Source organism: Campylobacter sp. CH278 (genome assembly GCF_004378845.1).
Taxonomy (GTDB): Bacteria; Campylobacterota; Campylobacteria; order Campylobacterales; family Campylobacteraceae; genus Campylobacter_D; species Campylobacter_D jejuni.
Map to the genome: position 1 here is coordinate 21,971 of NZ_RYXZ01000010.1, position 17,120 is coordinate 39,090.

Annotated in this window: 20 protein-coding genes, 5 tRNA genes and 1 pseudogene; 21 read left to right on the forward strand and 5 right to left on the reverse strand. The window is 31.4% G+C overall.

The window, feature by feature from the left end; all coding sequences use genetic code 11:
• Genes ELQ04_RS08060 through ELQ04_RS08070 form a run of 3 tightly spaced genes read right to left on the reverse strand, consistent with a single transcriptional unit; the run spans position 1 to position 2,154 of the window.
• Positions 1-630, reverse strand: coding sequence for a lysophospholipid acyltransferase family protein (locus ELQ04_RS08060; protein WP_002938027.1), 630 nt, complete (start codon positions 628-630; stop codon positions 1-3).
• Positions 614-1,915: a tRNA (N6-isopentenyl adenosine(37)-C2)-methylthiotransferase MiaB gene (miaB, locus tag ELQ04_RS08065; protein ID WP_002857621.1), complete on the reverse strand. Its 1,302-nt coding sequence runs from the start codon at positions 1,913-1,915 to the stop codon at positions 614-616. The genes ELQ04_RS08060 and miaB overlap by 17 nt, the downstream gene beginning before the upstream one ends.
• A complete protein-coding gene (locus ELQ04_RS08070; RefSeq protein ID WP_002851103.1) occupies positions 1,912-2,154 on the reverse strand; it encodes an HP0268 family nuclease in 243 nt (80 codons plus the stop codon). The genes miaB and ELQ04_RS08070 overlap by 4 nt, the downstream gene beginning before the upstream one ends.
• A gap of 126 nt (positions 2,155-2,280) precedes the next feature.
• On the opposite strand from ELQ04_RS08070, the gene nusA reads away from it, so the two are divergent.
• Positions 2,281-3,369, forward strand: a complete 1,089-nt coding sequence (gene nusA, locus ELQ04_RS08075; protein ID WP_002938025.1) for a transcription termination factor NusA — start codon at positions 2,281-2,283, stop codon at positions 3,367-3,369.
• A 15-nt stretch (positions 3,370-3,384) separates the two neighbouring features.
• Here nusA and ELQ04_RS08080 read toward each other — a convergent pair whose 3' ends face one another.
• Positions 3,385-4,572, reverse strand: coding sequence for an MFS transporter (locus ELQ04_RS08080; protein WP_044778197.1), 1,188 nt, complete (start codon positions 4,570-4,572; stop codon positions 3,385-3,387).
• Positions 4,573-4,645: 73 nt separating this feature from the next.
• On the opposite strand from ELQ04_RS08080, the gene ELQ04_RS08085 reads away from it, so the two are divergent.
• The 3 genes from ELQ04_RS08085 to recG are packed head-to-tail and all read left to right on the forward strand — an operon-like array spanning position 4,646 to position 8,725.
• A complete protein-coding gene (locus ELQ04_RS08085) occupies positions 4,646-5,692 on the forward strand; it encodes a dehypoxanthine futalosine cyclase (RefSeq protein ID WP_002938020.1) in 1,047 nt (348 codons plus the stop codon).
• Positions 5,692-6,912, forward strand: coding sequence for a pitrilysin family protein (locus ELQ04_RS08090; protein ID WP_002938018.1), 1,221 nt, complete (start codon positions 5,692-5,694; stop codon positions 6,910-6,912). Before ELQ04_RS08085 ends, ELQ04_RS08090 begins: the two co-directional genes overlap by 1 nt.
• Positions 6,902-8,725, forward strand: coding sequence for an ATP-dependent DNA helicase RecG (gene recG / locus ELQ04_RS08095; RefSeq protein WP_002938013.1), 1,824 nt, complete (start codon positions 6,902-6,904; stop codon positions 8,723-8,725). Before ELQ04_RS08090 ends, recG begins: the two co-directional genes overlap by 11 nt.
• Here recG and ctb read toward each other — a convergent pair.
• Positions 8,722-9,105 carry a truncated hemoglobin Ctb gene (ctb, locus tag ELQ04_RS08100; protein ID WP_002938007.1) on the reverse strand — a complete coding sequence of 128 codons (384 nt, stop codon included), beginning with the start codon at positions 9,103-9,105 and terminating at the stop codon, positions 8,722-8,724. The genes recG and ctb overlap by 4 nt on opposite strands.
• 94 nt (positions 9,106-9,199) lie before the next feature.
• Between ctb and nssR the strand changes: the two genes are divergently transcribed.
• The 17 genes and pseudogenes from nssR (at position 9,200) to rplL (ending at position 17,033) form a co-directional block, all read left to right on the forward strand.
• Entirely contained in the window at positions 9,200-9,796 is a 597-nt protein-coding gene (gene nssR / locus ELQ04_RS08105; protein WP_002868789.1) for a nitrosative stress-sensitive transcriptional regulator NssR, read from the forward strand.
• Between the two features lie 16 nt (positions 9,797-9,812).
• Positions 9,813-10,514, forward strand: a complete 702-nt coding sequence (locus ELQ04_RS08110; protein ID WP_002858512.1) for an amino acid ABC transporter permease — start codon at positions 9,813-9,815, stop codon at positions 10,512-10,514.
• Positions 10,507-11,163 (forward strand): amino acid ABC transporter permease, encoded by a 657-nt coding sequence (locus ELQ04_RS08115; RefSeq protein WP_002937993.1) that lies wholly within the window; start codon positions 10,507-10,509, stop codon positions 11,161-11,163. Before ELQ04_RS08110 ends, ELQ04_RS08115 begins: the two co-directional genes overlap by 8 nt.
• A 1-nt stretch (position 11,164) precedes the next feature.
• Positions 11,165-11,925: pseudogene (locus ELQ04_RS08120) on the forward strand (amino acid ABC transporter ATP-binding protein).
• A 91-nt stretch (positions 11,926-12,016) separates the two neighbouring features.
• A tRNA-Thr gene (locus ELQ04_RS08125) sits at positions 12,017-12,092 on the forward strand.
• A 49-nt stretch (positions 12,093-12,141) separates the two neighbouring features.
• Positions 12,142-12,227 (forward strand) — tRNA-Tyr (locus tag ELQ04_RS08130).
• 6 nt (positions 12,228-12,233) lie between these two features.
• Positions 12,234-12,310: transfer RNA gene (locus ELQ04_RS08135), tRNA-Gly, on the forward strand.
• Positions 12,311-12,414: 104 nt separating this feature from the next.
• Positions 12,415-12,489, forward strand: a tRNA-Thr gene (locus ELQ04_RS08140).
• 68 nt (positions 12,490-12,557) lie between these two features.
• On the forward strand, positions 12,558-13,757 hold the full coding sequence (gene tuf, locus ELQ04_RS08145; RefSeq protein WP_002855271.1) for an elongation factor Tu: 1,200 nt from the start codon (positions 12,558-12,560) through the stop codon (positions 13,755-13,757).
• Positions 13,758-13,809: 52 nt separating this feature from the next.
• Positions 13,810-13,968 (forward strand): 50S ribosomal protein L33, encoded by a 159-nt coding sequence (rpmG, locus tag ELQ04_RS08150; protein WP_002793551.1) that lies wholly within the window; start codon positions 13,810-13,812, stop codon positions 13,966-13,968.
• A 12-nt stretch (positions 13,969-13,980) separates the two neighbouring features.
• Positions 13,981-14,056: transfer RNA gene (locus tag ELQ04_RS08155), tRNA-Trp, on the forward strand.
• An 18-nt stretch (positions 14,057-14,074) separates the two neighbouring features.
• The gene (gene secE / locus ELQ04_RS08160; protein ID WP_002854985.1) at positions 14,075-14,254 is read left to right on the forward strand and encodes a preprotein translocase subunit SecE; all 180 of its coding nucleotides are present in this window, start codon (positions 14,075-14,077) and stop codon (positions 14,252-14,254) included.
• A 9-nt stretch (positions 14,255-14,263) separates the two neighbouring features.
• Entirely contained in the window at positions 14,264-14,797 is a 534-nt protein-coding gene (gene nusG / locus ELQ04_RS08165; protein ID WP_002851098.1) for a transcription termination/antitermination protein NusG, read from the forward strand.
• Positions 14,798-14,822: 25 nt separating this feature from the next.
• Complete coding sequence (gene rplK, locus ELQ04_RS08170; RefSeq protein ID WP_002779452.1) at positions 14,823-15,248, forward strand: 50S ribosomal protein L11; 426 nt, start codon at positions 14,823-14,825, stop codon at positions 15,246-15,248.
• A gap of 54 nt (positions 15,249-15,302) precedes the next feature.
• Positions 15,303-16,004, forward strand: a complete 702-nt coding sequence (gene rplA / locus ELQ04_RS08175) for a 50S ribosomal protein L1 (RefSeq protein WP_002854928.1) — start codon at positions 15,303-15,305, stop codon at positions 16,002-16,004.
• A gap of 151 nt (positions 16,005-16,155) precedes the next feature.
• A complete protein-coding gene (gene rplJ / locus ELQ04_RS08180; protein ID WP_002937981.1) occupies positions 16,156-16,635 on the forward strand; it encodes a 50S ribosomal protein L10 in 480 nt (159 codons plus the stop codon).
• 20 nt (positions 16,636-16,655) lie between these two features.
• Entirely contained in the window at positions 16,656-17,033 is a 378-nt protein-coding gene (gene rplL, locus ELQ04_RS08185) for a 50S ribosomal protein L7/L12 (protein ID WP_002854820.1), read from the forward strand.
• Positions 17,034-17,120 lie beyond the last annotated feature (87 nt).

Here is a 17,120-nt window from a genome sequence, read left to right on the forward strand (position 1 = left end):
TCATTCCTTAAATTGATCAGCTAAGCTAATTTTATCAAATTGTTCCATTAGAAATTCTTTAGCTTTTTCTTTATCTAAAGATAAAATATCCAAAGGTTCACTTAGACTATAAGTAATCTTACTAAAAGGTTTTGGTAAGATCATCTTATCCCAACTTTTAAATTTCCAAAAACGATTTGCTTCATAGTTTAAAATTCTTATCTTTAGTTCTTTTTTTTGAGCCAAAATGATAGAACCATCTGAAATACTATGATAAGGCCCACGTGGACCATCAGGCGTGATAACTATATCGTCATTTTGTTCTAAAACTTTAAATGCAGCTCTAAGTGCACTGCTAGCACCCCTTGAAGTGCTTCCTCTTACAGTATCAAGACCGAAAAGCTTGATGATTTTTGCAATTTGTTCTCCATCTTTATGGTGGGAGATCATGACATAGGCTTTTTTATTTTTTTGTCTATAATGTCTAAACGCAAAAGGCATGAGTGCTAATTTTCCATGCCAAAAAAGTATCACACTAGCTTTACGGTCAACTTTTTCACCTTTATAGTGCTTTTTACAGCTTAAAAAAATAAGCCATTGCAAGATGAAAATTATATATGTTAAGCAATGGATTTTAAACGATTTCCCCATATAAAACCATACGCTTTGCATTAGTGATTTTTACTTCTTTAAATTGCCCTAAAAGTTCTTCGCTACCTTCAACTTGAACTAAAAAATTATTATCTGTTCTTCCAGCAATGCTATTGCCTGCTCTTAATTCTTCAAATAAAACTTTAAAAGTTTTATTTTCTTGTTTTTTTACAATTTCATCTAAAATTTCACTATGACGATTTTGTAAGGTGCTAAGTCTTCTTGAAGCTGTTTCTTCATCGATTTGATTAGGCATGGTTGCGGCTTTTGTTAAAGGGCGTTTGGAGTATTTAAAAGAAAAAATTTGTTCAAAACGCACTTTTTCCAAAACATCCATAGTTTCTTCAAAATCTTTTTCACTTTCCCCTGGAAAAGCTACAATAATGTCTGTAGAAATGCTAACATTTGGACAAAGTTCTCTAAGTTTTAAAGCTCTATTTAAATACCATTCTTTAGTATAGCCACGCTTCATAGCTTTTAAAATTTCACTTGAGCCGCTTTGTAAAGGCATGTGCATGGATTTGCAAACTTTTGGATTATTGGCAAAAACTTCTAAAAATTTATCATCCATATGCAAAGGATGTGGACTTGTAAAGCGAATGCGTTCCAAACCTTCTATAGTGCTAAGTTCTTCTAAAAGATCTGAAAAGTCCATTTTTTTATGTTCGTTTCTAAATCTTTTGCCGTAGTTATTGACATTTTGTCCTAGCAAGAAAATCTCTTTAGCACCTTTTTCAACGGCTTTTTGAGCTTCTTTATAGATAATATTAAAAGGTATGGAAATTTCATCTCCTCTAGTATGTGGCACTATACAATAAGTGCAGTGTTTATCACAACCTATGGAGATATTAATATAGGATTTATAAATACTATTTCTAAAATCTGCAAAAGCAAATTCACTTTCATCATAGTCTATGTCCACCCCCATAAATTTTGGAGTTTTTATAGCTTGAGTGATTTTGGAAATATTTCTTGCCCCTAGAACAAAATCCACATAAGGAGCACGTTTGAAAATTTCATTTCCCAAATGTGATGCAGTGCATCCACAAACTCCTATTTTAGCACCTTCTTTTTTAACTTTTTCAAAGCCACCCACTTCTGAGAAAAGTTTATGCACAGGTTTTTCACGCACTGAACAGGTATTGATAAGAATAAGATCTGCTTCTTTGATATCTTCTGTTAGTGCGTAATTTTCTTTTTGTGTTAATTCTGCGATCATATGCTCAGAATCTCTAACATTCATCGCACAACCTAAAGTTTGGATAAAAAGTTTTTTAGCACTCAAAGAATATGTACCTCATACATAAAATCATTATCATCAAGTCCGTATTTTACGGTTCTATGATAAATGCTTACTCCTTTTTTTTCAAAATGGTTTACAAGGGCAATGAGTTGTTTGTGTGTATTATCTTTATCAAAATAAAAAAACTTTTGTCCTTCTTTTTCTATAGCCTCTTCGATTTTTTCTAGGCTAATATTTTTAGGTTTTTCATTAATCAAAGTTCTTGCCAATTTTAATTCCATAGCTAAATCCTTAAGAATTTTCATTTTAATCTATAATTTTAGCAAATTTTACTTTTAATTAAACTTATTAAGGATATAATTTTTATCTACATTTTTAAATTTCCCACAAAAAAGGTTTTATAAAATATGGAAAAGATAGCAGATATTATCGAATCTATTGCTAATGAAAAAAATTTAAACTTAGAGAATGTAAGAGAAAAGGTAGCTACCGCTTTAATCAATACTGCAAAAAGAATTTATGGACAAGAATATGAGTTTTTTGTGGATCCTAAAAATTTAAATCTTTATCAAAAAATTACCATAGTAGCAGATAATGACGAGAGATTGCAAAATAAAAGTGAGAGTTTTATCGCGTTAAGTAAGGCAAAATCAGAAGCTCCAGATGTTGAAATAGGAGATGAATTAACCTATGAATGTTCTTTGGAAAATTTAGGAAGAACTGCGGTAAATACCTTGCATAAAGAACTTGAATATCATATACAAAAATTATTAGAACATACTATTTTTGAAAAATATAAAAACAAAGTAGGGCAAATGGTTTTTGGTACAGTTGTTAGAGTGGATAATGAAGAAAATACTTTTATTGAAATAGATGAATTAAGAGCTTTTTTACCGAGAAAAAATCGCATTAAAGGGGAAAAGTTTAAAATAGGTGATGTGGCAAAAGCTGTGATACGCCGTGTTTATACAGATAAGGGTATTAAAATCGAGCTTAGTCGTACAAGTCCTAAATTTTTAGAATGTTTACTTGAAGCTGAGGTTCCAGAAATCAAAGATGGTTATGTCAATATTATAGGATGTGCTAGAATTCCAGGTGAAAGAGCAAAAATCATTCTTCAGGCCAATGGAGCAAATATCGATCCTGTAGGTGCTACAGTAGGTGTTAAAGGTGTAAGAATTAATGCAGTAAGCAAAGAGCTTCATAATGAAAATATTGATTGTATAGAATTTACAAATGAGAGTGAAATTTTAATTTCTCGTGCCTTGGCTCCTGCTATTGTAAATTCTGTAAAAATTGAAGATAAAAAAGCTATTGTAAGTTTAAATAGCGAACAAAAAAGCAAAGCTATAGGAAAAAATGGTATTAATATTCGCCTTGCTTCTATGTTAAGTGGTTATGAAATAGAGCTCAATGAATTAAGCTCATCGCAGCTAAATAATGCCATTAGCAATGAAGAAGCAATGAAAAATCTTCAAGATTTGTTTAAAATTTAAAATATTTGTGAATTTTCACAAATATTTTTTATAAAACCACTTCCAATAAAATGCCGCAAAGATAAAAATCATACCCAATAAACCTGTAATCAGTTCTAAACTCAAGCCTATTTCAAATAAAAAGCCCATAAGCATTGAAATAATAGCGCTAAAACTAAGATAAATCATATCTGTATAAGCGATTACCCTACCATGATATTCTTTGTCGGCATTTTTTTGTATCATGGTGTAGGTATAAGCCCAAAGTGCTGAGGTAAAAAAACCTGCACCAATTAAACCTAAAAAAGAAATATAAAAATTAAATTGAGTTAAAGCCCAAAGTATAATACCCAAGCCTTGACCAAGATACATGTAAAATAAATTTTTATCATTAATAAATTTGCTTAAAATCATAGGTCCTATAGCTAAAGAACAAGCACGTACCGCATTTAAAAACCCTATTACTAAAGCAGCGGATAAAACTTCTTTATATTGATGTTGTGCTAAAAGCGTAACCAAGGTTTCATAAGCAGTTAAACCTATAAAAGCGTGAAGCAAGATAAGATGAAAAATTATCTTATTGTTTAAAACATAGAAAAATCCTTCTTTTATCATGGTAAAAAAGCGACTTTGTGTTTTTTGATGAAAATCAGGAATGCTTAATCTTACTAAAAAAGAAATGCCTATGAGTATAAGTACACAGTCAAATAAAAAAGCGGTTTTAACTCCTAGAAAATAAATAAAAATTCCCGCACTTGCCATACCTGCTGTATAAGAAATCGCCCAAATGACACTGTGCATTTCATTAGCGAGTTTAAGTTCTTGAGGGGTTAAAATTTTGGCCAATAAACTCATTTCAGCTTGAAAATAAATCGAAGCAACACAAAGTCTTATGAAAATTAAAATAAATAAAAGCCAAAGCATACTAAGACTTGTGACAAAAATAAGACAAAAAATAGAAATTAATTCTATGCTAATCATACTGAGTAAAAGTTTTTTAGGTTTATTTTTCTCTACTATGACGCCATTAATAGGAGCAAGTAAAACTCCAGGTAAAAAAGCAAGCATAGCACTTGTAGCTGTTGCCCAAGTAGGAGCATTAAGTTCGACTAAAAGGGTAAAAACTCCCGTTTGAGAAAACCATGCTCCAAAATATACTATAAACTGAACCGAAGCTAATATTCTGATATTTTTATTATTTTTTAATAGTTCAATGTAATTCATAAGCGAAACTATAGCATAATTTATATTTTAAATGCTATAATTATTTTAATTATGTAAAAAACAAGGAAAAATTTTGAAAAGACTGGATAAAAAAGAAGCTTTAGATTTATTACATCATGCGAGTTTAACTGAACTTGGAGAAATGGCTTATAAAAGAAAATTAGAACTTCATCCTGAAAAAATTACCACTTTTGTTGTGGATAGAAATATTAATTATACCAATGTTTGTTGTATTGATTGTTCTTTTTGTGCTTTTTATCGCCATCATAAAGAAGATGATGCTTATATTTTAAGCTTTGAAGAGATAGGCAAAAAGATAGAAGAGCTTGAAGCTATTGGGGGTACACAAATTCTTTTTCAAGGCGGGGTGCACCCAAAATTAAAAATAGAATGGTATGAAGAACTAGTTTCTTGGATAAAAGAACATTATCCAAATATCACTGTACATGGTTTTTCAGCGGTTGAAATCGCTTATATTGCAAAAGCATCTAAAATTTCCATCACCGAAGTTTTAAAAAGATTACAAACTAAGGGTTTATTTTCTATACCAGGAGCAGGTGCTGAGGTGCTAAGCGATAGGGTGCGTGATATCATTGCACCCAATAAATGCGATACAGCTACTTGGTTAGAAGTACATTGCCAAGCTCATAAAATCGGTATGAAAAGTACAGCTACTATGATGTTTGGAACGGTTGAAAATGATGAAGAAATCATCGATCATTTTGAGCATTTGAGAAAATTACAAGATGAAACAGGGGGATTTAGGGCTTTTATTTTATGGAGCTTTCAAAGTGATAATACTGCTTTAATCCAAAAACATCCAGAGATTATGAAACAAAGTTCTAACAAGTATTTAAGACTTTTAGCTTTAGCAAGACTTTATTTAGATAATTTTAAAAATTTACAAAGTTCTTGGGTAACTCAAGGCTCACTTATAGGTCAACTTGCTTTAAAATTTGGGGCTAATGATTTAGGCTCAACCATGATGGAAGAAAATGTAGTAAGTGCCGCAGGAGCAAGTTATAGAATGAATCAAGATGAGATGATAAGGCTGATTAGAAGTTTAGGCGAAAATCCAGCTAAACGCAATACCGCTTATGAAATTTTAGAAAGGTTTTAATGCAGTATTTAGAGTGTAGGGGTATTAAAATCCCTTTTATTTTTGAAAAAAATTCTGATTTTCCCATTGTTGTTTTAAAGCTTGTTTTTAGAAATTGCGCTAGAAGTTATGATGAAATAGCAGGCTTAGCTAAGATGTTTTCACGTATTTTAAATGAAGGCGTGGATGATAAATTTTTTAAGGATTTAGAATTTAGAGCGATAAATTTAGAGGCAAGTAGTGGTTTTGAAAGTTTGGAAATCAATCTTTCTTGCTTGAAAGAAAATTTTGATTTTGCTTTAAAGAGTTTAGAAAAATTGCTTTTAAAACCAAGAATAGAAGAAAAAATTTTGCAAAAATTAAAAATCAATGCCTTAGGTGAACTTGCGAGTAAAAATAGTGATTTTGATTATTTAGCAAAAAATTTACTCAATGCTCAAATTTTTAAATGTAAAGAATTTCAAAGTCCAAACGATGGAGATGAAAAAAGTATAGAAACTTTGTCTTTAAAAGATTTACAAAATTTTTATAAAAATTTTATCCATCTTAGTGATTTGGTTGTGATTTTAGGAGGAGATTTAGAAGAAAAACAAGTTAAGGAAGATCTTTTAAAACTCTTATCAAAACTTCAAATAGGTAAGAAAAATACTCCAAAAAAATATGAGTTAAGCAAAAACATCAAAGATGAAATTTTGCTACGCCCAGAAAGCGAACAAGCTTATATTTATTTTGCTACGCCTTTTTTTGCTGATTTTAAAGATAAGGATTTATATCTTGCAAAAATTGCTTTATTTGTTCTAGGGCAAGGAGGATTTGGTTCAAGGATTATGGAAGAAATTCGCGTTAAAAGAGGTCTTGCATACTCAGCTTATGCTATGCTTGATATGAATATGTCTTTTTCTAGAGTTTTTGGATATTTACAAACTAAAAATGAAAGCGCTAAAGAAGCTAAAAAAATCGTAAAAGAGCTTTTTGAAGATTTTATAAAAAATGGCATGACTCAAAATGAACTTGATCAAGCTAAAAATTTTCTCATAGGATCAACTCCTTTGCGTTATGAAAGCTTAAGCAAGCGTTTATCTATGTCTTTTAACGAATTTTATCAAGGTTTAAATTTGGGATATTATAAAGAAGAGTTAAAACTTATGGAAAAGGTTAAACTTGAAACCATCAATGCTTATATTAAAAAACATCAAGAGCTTTTAAATATAAGTTTTGCAAGCATACAAAATGAAAATTAAAGAAAGTGATTTTGAATTTTTTAAAAAACTAAAAATTAGAAGTGGTATTGATTTAGCCCTTCTTTTACCTAAAAAAATTGAAAATTTAAATCCAAGTAAAAATCCTAAAGAAAATGAAATTTGCACCCAAAAAATCACTATAAAAAGCGTTAGTTCAAGAAAAAATCAACTTTTTGGTTTAGGTTTTTGTGAAGAATGGCAAGAAAATATTTCTTTTGTGTTTTTTCATCCTAGAGCTTGGCATTTTGGGATTTGTAAGGTAGGAAAAGAGCTTATTTTTAATGCCAAACTCTCGCGTTTTAATCACACTTGGCAATTTAACAATCCTAAAATTTTAACTTCTTTTGAGGGTTTTAGTCCAAAGTATCAAATTTTAGGTTTAAAAGATACAAAAATTGCTACTTTTATACATAAATATCTTAATTATGAAAATTTAAAAGAAAGTGGTATAGAAGATAAATATATACATTTTCTTTTAAATTTGCACGCTTATGATGAAAAAAGTTTTTTTATGTTTGAAAATTTGCAAAATTTTAGCAAAGATTTAAAATATATAGAAATATATAATTTTTTAAAACGTTTAAAAGCTAAAAAAACGCATTTTAAAGCTCATCAAATCAATGTTTTTAATATAGCCAATTGGATTAAGGATTTGCCTTTTTCTCTTACTAAAGATCAGCTTAACGCCTTAAAAGATATAGAAAAAGATTTGCATTCAAAAGAAGCCAAAAGGCGTGTGATTATGGGTGATGTGGGGTGTGGTAAAACCTTGGTTTTACTCGGTGCGGCTTTGATGGTTTATCCTAAGCAAGCTATTTTAATGGCACCTACTAGTATTTTAGCGTATCAGCTTTATGAAGAGGCTAAGAAATTTTTACCTGATTTTATGAATATTTTGTTTATTAAAGGGGGTAAAAAAGAAAAAGATTTAGAACAAAATATCCAAAAAGCAAATCTTATCATAGGCACTCATGCTTTAATTCATTTAGAAAGTCATAATGCCGTGCTTGTAATGATAGATGAACAACATCGTTTTGGATCAGCTCAGCGTGAAAAAATTCATTCTTTAAATAAACAAGAATTTGCCCCTCATTTTATACAGTTTTCGGCTACGCCTATTCCAAGAACTTTAAGCATGATACAATCTGAACTTTTAAATTTTAGCTTTATTAAACAAATGCCTTTTAAAAAAGATATTACAACTTATTGTATACAAAATGAAGGTTTTTCTAAGCTTAGCGAGAAGATCAAGGAAGAAATTTCTAAAAATCATCAAATTATCATTATTTATCCCTTAGTGAGTGCTAGTGATAAGATTCCTTATCTTTCTTTAGAGCAGGCCAAAGAATATTGGCAAAGTCATTATGAAAAAGTTTTTGCAACTCATGGAAAAGATAAACAAAAAGATGAAATTTTAGAGCGTTTTAGAGATGAGGGAAATATTTTACTAAGCACTACAGTGGTGGAAGTAGGTATTTCTTTGCCAAGATTGAGCATGATAGTGATTGTGGGGGCGGAACGTTTAGGACTTGCTACTTTACATCAACTTCGTGGTCGTGTAGGTCGTGTAGGACTTAAAAGCACTTGCTACCTTTATACTAAACTTAAGGAAATTCCGAGTCGTTTAAAAGAATTTGCTAGCACTTTAGATGGGTTTAAAATAGCAGAGCTTGACCTTAAAAATCGTTTGAGTGGAGATTTGCTTGATGGTTTTATGCAGCATGGAAATGAGTTTAAATTTTTTGACTTTTCTAAGGATGAGGAGATTTTAGAAGAGGTAAAAAAAGATTTGGCAAAAAAATTGCCAAATTAATGTCCGCCGTACTTATAAAGCATATTTTGAAAATGTGAAGCTATCATTTGTGCACGCTGTAAAATGACATTTTTCATTTCCTCATTATAAACCATATTTAAACTTTCTTCAAAAAGTTTTAGCCAAACTTCAAAAAATTCTTGTGGAAAAGGAGGTAGATCTAAGTGCTTTTTTAAGGGTTGCCCATTATAATCACCTTCGCCTAAAAGCATGCCTGCCCAAAAATTTCCTATTTTTGCTTTATGTTCTTTCCACTCTTCATCGCTTGTTCCAATAGCATTGTTAAAAATAGGACCTAAATCCTTATCTTTTCTAACTTTTTCATAAAATATTTCCATGAGTTTTGCTATGCTTTCTTGATTAATTGTTTCAAATTTCATATAAGCCTTTCTTAAATGTTAATTTTATGGCGTTAATATAGCAAAAATAAGATAAATTAAATTTAACATAAGTTAAGAATGGAAAATGTATATAATGAAAGATTATTTAGAACTTTTATCTAGTGTAGGAAAATTAAAAAAATTTCAAAAAAATAGTATTTTATTTTATGAAGGCGAAGAGGCTAAAAAATTTTTTATTTTACTCAAGGGAAAAATACGCATTTATAAAAGTACAGCAAGTGATAAAGAAATTACTTTGCATTATTTTAATCCTCCAAATTTTATAGCAGAAATGCCTGCTTTTAAAAAATTAAATTATCCTGCTAATGCTATATTTGAGGAAGATGGAGAAATTTTGGAAATTGATTTTATTAATTTTCAAAATTTATGCAGTGAAAATAAAGAATTCAATTTTTTACTTATCAGTTCACTTTTTGATAAAATTAAAATTTTAGAAAAGAAATTATCTCAAAATGCATTAGATTTAAGGACGAGATTATTAAAGTATCTTTTGGAAAATGAAAAAAATTTAGATACAATTTCACAAAAACAAATTGCAATTGATTTAAATGTTAGAGCACAATCTTTATCTCGAGTGTTAAAAGAACTTAAAATTTCAGAACTTATTGATACAAAAAAAGGTAGAATTGAAATTTTAAATAAAGATATGATCATGAAAGAACTTTGGTAAAAATTTAAGGTAGAGAATGGATTTTGATTTTATATTAGCTCAAGCTCCTGCTTTTTTAACGGCTGCTTGGCTTACGATAAAACTAAGCTTTTTTGGAATTATTTTTTCTTTGATAATAGGCTTGTTTTGTATTTTAATGAGTTATTTTAAAATAAAAATTTTAGAAAATATTTGCAAGCTTTATATAGAGTTTTCAAGAAATACGCCTTTATTAATTCAACTTTTTTTCTTATATTATGCTTTACCTAAATTTAATATACATTTAGAGCAAATTCCACCGCTTGATTTGATTTGCTTAAGCGTAGAAGAAACTTTAAGGCCTTCTTTTGCTTGTGCTATAGTAGGACTTAGTTTTTTAGGGGGTTCTTATATGGCTGAAAGTTTAAGGGCGGGATTTGAAGCCATAAGAAAACAGCAGTTTGAAGCAGGTCTTTCTTTAGGTTTTTCAAAATTTGGAAATTTGCGTTATGTGATTTTGCCGCAAGCTTTGGCTATTTCTATGCCAAGTATTAGTGCTAATATTATATTTTTAATCAAAGAAACTTCAGTTGTTAGCATTATTGCCTTGCCAGATTTGGTGAATTTAATGAAGAGTTTAAATTCCTTAACCTATAAGACAGATGAGCTATTGTTTTTGTTGTTTATGGGATATTTATGCATTATTTTGCCTTTGTCTTTTATTTTGCTAAAGTTTGAAAAAAGGTTGCTTCATGCTTGAACTTTTAAATACCGATATTCTTTTAAGACTCTGGCAAGGGCTTTTTGTCACTCTTGAAATTTCATTTATCAGCATTATTATTACTTCGATAGGTGGGTTGTTTTTGGGAATTTTAATGAGTTTTAAAAATACCTATATCTATGCTTTTTGTCGTTTAGGTTTAGAATTTGTGCGTGTTATGCCGCTTTTGGTATGGCTTTTTGTGGTGTATTTTGGTTTTCCTAGATGGTTTGGGTGGGATTTGAGTTCTGTAAGTGCAGCTATTATTGTTTTTAGCATTTGGGGTTGTTTTGAGATGATGGATTTGGTGCGTGTTTCCTTGCAGAGTATTCCAAAACATCAGTATGAAAGTGCATCATCTTTAGGTTTAAATACGGTGCAAAGTTTTGCTTATGTTATTATTCCACAAGCTATGCGTCGTTTAACTCCTATGAGTATGAATTTACTTACTCGTATGATTAAAAGTACAACCTTTGCTTATTTAATCGGCGCGGTAGAGCTTGTAAAAGTAGGGCAACAAATTATAGAATTTCATAATAGAAATGATTTTGCACCTTTTATTATTTATGGTTTGATTTTTTTTATCTTTTTTATACTTTGTTATCCTATCACTTTATATTCAAGAAAATTAGAGAAAAAATGGAGCTAAAATGAGCATACTAAAAATAGAAAATTTACAAAAGTATTATGGTTCGCATCACGCCTTAAAAGATATTAATTTAGAAGTTAAGGCTAAAGAAGTTGTGGTGATTTTAGGTCCTAGCGGATGTGGAAAATCTACGCTTTTGCGTTGTATTAATGGGCTTGAAGAGATTGCAAGTGGTAATATTTATATTGATAATGAGAAAATAGATAAAGATTTTAAAGAATGGCCAAGAATGCGTCAAAAAGTTGGTATGGTTTTTCAATCTTATGAGCTTTTTGAGCATTTAAGTGTTGAAGAAAATATACTTTTAGGGCCTATGAAAGTGCAAAAAAGAAAGAAAGATGAGGTTTTAAAAGAGGCTAAAATTTGGCTTGAAAAGGTGGGGCTTTTGCATAAAATTTATGCTTATCCAAGAGAACTTAGCGGAGGACAAAAGCAAAGAATTGCCATAGTAAGAAGTTTATGTATGAATCCTGAGTTAATGCTTTTTGATGAGGTTACAGCAGCACTGGATCCTGAGATTGTTAGAGAAGTTTTAGAAGTGATGTTAAATCTTGCAAAAGAGGGTATGACTATGCTTATTGTCACTCATGAAATGGGTTTTGCTAAAGCTGTAGCAGATAAAATTATTTTTATGGATGAAGGAAAAATCATCGAAGAAAATGATCCTAAAAGTTTTTTTGAAAATCCAAAAAGCGAAAGAGCAAAGAAATTTTTAAATTTGTTTGATTATCATAAATAGATAAAAATAATATTGGTTTATGATAATAAACTTTACAAGACTAAAATTTTATAGAAAAACTAAAAAAGTCTTGACAAAAATTTTTTTTTGAGTTATAATCTCACTTTTATTTTTGCTGGTTTAGCTCAGTTGGTAGAGCAGCTGCCTTGTAAGCAGCAGGTCGGGGGTTCAAGTCCCTTAACCAGCTCCATTTATTTTAGCAGTGTTTGACCAGAATATTGAAAAAGCAATATTTTTATGGTGAGTTACTCAAGTGGCCAACGAGGGCAGACTGTAAATCTGCTGGCTTTCGCCTTCCGTGGTTCGAATCCACGACTCACCACCATGCTTTGCGGGAGTAGCTCAGTTGGCTAGAGCATCAGCCTTCCAAGCTGAGGGTCGCGGGTTCGAGTCCCGTTTCCCGCTCCAATAATTTAAAAGAACTGGGAGCTGTATTTTAAAACCTTTAACTTACAGTATATATCCCATTTAAGAGTTTTTGTTGTCTGTTATTGTGTATAATTTTTCTGAGCGCTCGTATGGCTCAGAGGTAGAGCACTCCCTTGGTAAGGGAGAGGTCGCGGGTTCAATTCCCGCTATGAGCTCCATGAATTGAAAAAATTATATAGATATAAGACTTGCTTTGCTCAATTTATTTTTTATACGGAGGAAAAAAATGGCTAAAGAAAAATTTTCACGTAATAAGCCACACGTAAATATTGGTACTATTGGTCACGTTGACCATGGTAAAACTACTTTAACAGCTGCTATTTCTGCTGTTCTTTCTAGAAGAGGTTTAGCAGAGCTTAAAGATTATGATAATATCGATAATGCTCCAGAAGAAAAAGAGCGTGGTATTACTATTGCTACTTCTCATATTGAATATGAAACAGACAATCGTCACTATGCACACGTTGACTGCCCAGGTCACGCAGATTATGTTAAAAACATGATTACAGGTGCTGCACAAATGGATGGAGCGATCTTGGTTGTTTCTGCTGCAGATGGCCCTATGCCACAAACTAGAGAGCATATTCTTCTTTCTCGTCAAGTAGGCGTTCCATATATTGTTGTTTTTATGAATAAAGCAGATATGGTTGATGATGCTGAACTTTTAGAGTTAGTTGAAATGGAAATTAGAGAATTATTAAGCTCTTATGATTTCCCAGGCGATGATACACCTATTATTTCTGGTTCTGCTTTAAAAGCTCTTGAAGAAGCTAAAGCTGGACAAGATGGTGAATGGTCAGCAAAAATTATGGATCTTATGGCTGCAGTTGATAGCTATATTCCAACTCCAACTCGTGATACTGAAAAAGACTTCTTGATGCCAATTGAAGACGTTTTCTCAATTTCAGGTCGTGGTACTGTTGTTACAGGTAGAATTGAAAAAGGTGTTGTAAAAGTAGGTGATACTATCGAAATCGTTGGTATTAAAGATACTCAAACAACAACTGTAACAGGTGTTGAAATGTTCAGAAAAGAAATGGATCAAGGCGAAGCAGGAGATAACGTAGGTGTTCTTCTTCGTGGTACTAAAAAAGAAGAAGTTATCCGTGGTATGGTTCTTGCTAAACCAAAATCAATTACTCCACACACTGACTTCGAAGCTGAAGTTTATATCTTAAATAAAGATGAAGGTGGTAGACATACTCCATTCTTTAACAACTATAGACCACAGTTTTATGTAAGAACAACTGATGTTACAGGTTCGATTAAATTAGCTGATGGTGTTGAAATGGTTATGCCAGGTGAAAATGTGAGAATTACTGTAAGCTTGATCGCTCCAGTAGCACTTGAAGAAGGGACTCGTTTTGCTATTCGTGAAGGTGGTAAAACTGTTGGTTCAGGTGTTGTTTCTAAAATTATTAAATAATTTAATAAAGCCAAGTTAAAAGCTTGGCTTTAATTTTTTAAGGAAAATTGAAATGAGAATTAAAGTTGGTTTAAAGTGTGAAGAATGTGGTGATATTAATTATAGCACCTATAAAAATAGTAAAAATACTACTGAAAAATTAGAATTAAAAAAATATTGCCCAAGATTAAAAAAACATACACTTCACAAAGAAGTTAAGTTAAAAAGTTAAGCTTGCGCCCTTAGGGCAATAGCTCCAACGGTAGAGCGCCGGATTCCAAATCCGATGGTTGGGGGTTCGAATCCCTCTTGCCCTGCCATAATTAAGGTTTAAATAAATGGAAAAATTAATAACTTATTTTAAATTATCAAAAGCCGAATTAAGGAAAGTAATTTTTCCTTTAAAAGAACAGGTAAGAAATGCCTATATTACAGTTTTTGTGGTTGTTGCGGTGATTTCTTTGTTTTTGGCGTTAGTGGATTGGCTTATGTCCTCTATTGTTTCTGCGATCGTATAAGGAGAGTAAATGAGTACTCATAAATGGTATGCAATTCAAACTTATGCTGGCAGTGAAATGGCAGTTAAAAGAGCCATTGAAAATTTAGTAAAAGATAACGGAATTGAAGAACAACTTAAAGAAATTGTTGTTCCAACTGAAGATGTTATTGAATTTAAGAATGGAAAGGAGAAGATTAGCGAAAGAAGTTTGTATTCAGGATACGTTTTTGCACTTCTTGATTTAAATACAGAGCTTTGGCATCGCATTCAATCTCTTCCAAAGGTTGGTCGTTTTATTGGAGAATCCAAAAAGCCAACCCCTTTAACAGAAAAAGATATTAATTTGATTTTGGAAAAAGTTCACAATCGTGCAGCGCCTAAACCAAAGATTTCTTTTGAAGAAGGGGAAAATGTGAGAATCACAGAAGGGCCATTTGCAAACTTTACTGCAATTGTAGAAGAGTATGATATGGTTCGTGGTTTATTAAAATTAAATGTTTCTATTTTTGGACGTTCAACTCCAGTGGAGATCTTATATTCTCAAGTTGAGAAAATAATTTAATTTATATCAAGTAAGGAGATTTGTTATGGCTAAAAAAGTCGTAGGCGAAATTAAATTGCAAATTGCTGCCACAAAAGCAAACCCATCACCACCTGTTGGTCCTGCTTTGGGTCAGCAAGGTGTTAATATTATGGAGTTTTGTAAGGCTTTTAATGAAAGAACAAAAGATATGGCAGGTTTTAATATCCCTGTTGTTATCACTGTTTATGCAGATAAAAGTTTTACTTTTATTACAAAACAACCGCCAGCTACGGATTTGATCAAAAAAGCAGCTGGAATTTCTAAAGGTACGGATAATCCACTTAAAAATAAGGTTGGCAAATTAACTCGTGCTCAAGTTTTAGAAATAGTAGATAAGAAAATTGCAGATTTAAATACTAAAGATAGAGATCAAGCTGCTAAAATTATTGCAGGTTCAGCTCGTTCTATGGGTGTTGAAATCGTAGATTAATCCTTTCACCGCCAAGGTAAAAGGCGGTAGCACTTTAAAATGCGGAGAAAATAAATGGCTAAGATAGCAAAAAGATTAAAAGAATTATCACAAAAAATTGATTCAAATAAAGAGTATGCTTTAAGCGATGCAATTGATACAATAAAGACTTTAAAGTCTGCTAAATTTGATGAGACTGTAGAAATTGCTTTAAAACTCAATGTTGATCCAAGACATGCAGATCAAATGGTAAGAGGATCTGTTGTTTTACCTGCTGGAACGGGTAAAAAAGTTCGTGTTGCTGTAATTGCAAAAGACGCAAAAGCTGATGAAGCGAAAAATGCTGGTGCAGATATTGTGGGTAGCGATGATTTAGTAGAAGAAATTCAAAAAGGTAATATGAATTTTGATGTTTTGATTGCTACTCCAAATTTAATGGGACTTGTTGGTAAAGTTGGTAGAATTTTAGGCCCAAAAGGTTTAATGCCAAATCCTAAAACCGGAACAGTGACTATGGATGTTGCTCAAGCAGTTAATAATGCAAAAAGTGGTCAGGTAAATTTCCGTGTTGATAAGCAAGGAAATATCCATGCAGGTCTTGGTAAAGTAAGTTTTTCCAAAGAACAATTATGGGACAATGTTAGCACTTTTGTAAAGGCAATTAACAAACATAAACCTGCCGCAGCTAAAGGTAGATATATTAAAAATGCGGCTTTATCTTTGACAATGAGCCCTTCTGTAAAGCTTGAAACACAAGAATTGCTTGATATGAAATAAGAGTTGCTTTTTTGCAACTCTTTTGTTTTAAAATAAACATTTGAAAAAATTTTTGATTTTTTGAGATGTTTATTTTAGATTGAAGATAGTCGAGGCGTAAGCTTAATTGGATTTCCACTCTACTTGAAATCTCAATCGGAAAGGAGAAAATGTGACTAGAAGCGAAAAAGTTGAGATTATTGCTAAACTTGAAGAAGGTTTTAAAGCTAGTGAAGCTATTGTAGTTTGTAATTACAGAGGTCTTAGCACAAAAAAACTAGAAGAGCTTAGAAATAATGCAAGAGAAAACAATGTAAAAGTTCAAATTGTTAAAAATACTTTGGCTAACATTGCTCTTAACAATTCCGGTAAAACAGGTCTAGTTCTTAAAGATACAAATATTTATCTTTGGGGCGAAGATCAGCTAAGTGTTTCAAAAGTAGCTGCTAAATTTGAAGAAAATAACGATAAATTTGAAATCAAAACAGCTCATATTGAAGGCGAAGTTGCAGATGTTGCTAAGGTTAAAGCTCTTGCTAAAATGCCTTCACGCAATGAGTTGCTTGCTATGCTTTTGCAAGTTTGGAATGCGTCAATTACCAATTTCACAATAGGTTTAAATGCGCTTAAAAATAAAAAAGAATCTGAATAAATTAAATAAAAGGATAAAAAATGGCAATTTCTAAAGAAGATGTATTAGAATATATTTCAAATTTAAGTGTTCTTGAGTTATCAGAACTTGTAAAAGAATTTGAAGAAAAATTTGGTGTGTCTGCTGCTCCTGTAATGGTGGCTGGTGGTGCTGCAGCTGGTGGTGCTGCAGCTGCTGCTGAAGAAAAAACTGAATTTGATATCGTTTTAACTGATGGCGGTGCTAAAAAGATTGAAGTTATTAAAATCGTTCGTGCTCTTACAGGCCTTGGTCTTAAAGAAGCAAAAGATGCAGTTGAGCAAACTCCTTCAACTCTAAAAGAGGGTGTGGCTAAAGCTGAAGCTGAGGAAGCTAAAAAACAACTTGAAGAAGCTGGTGCTAAAGTAGAACTTAAGTAATTTTAAGCTTTAAAGTTAGAAGAAGATTTGCCAAGGCAAGTCTTCTTTTTTTATTTTTACCTAATTTTTAGGTCTTCTTTTTTAAAT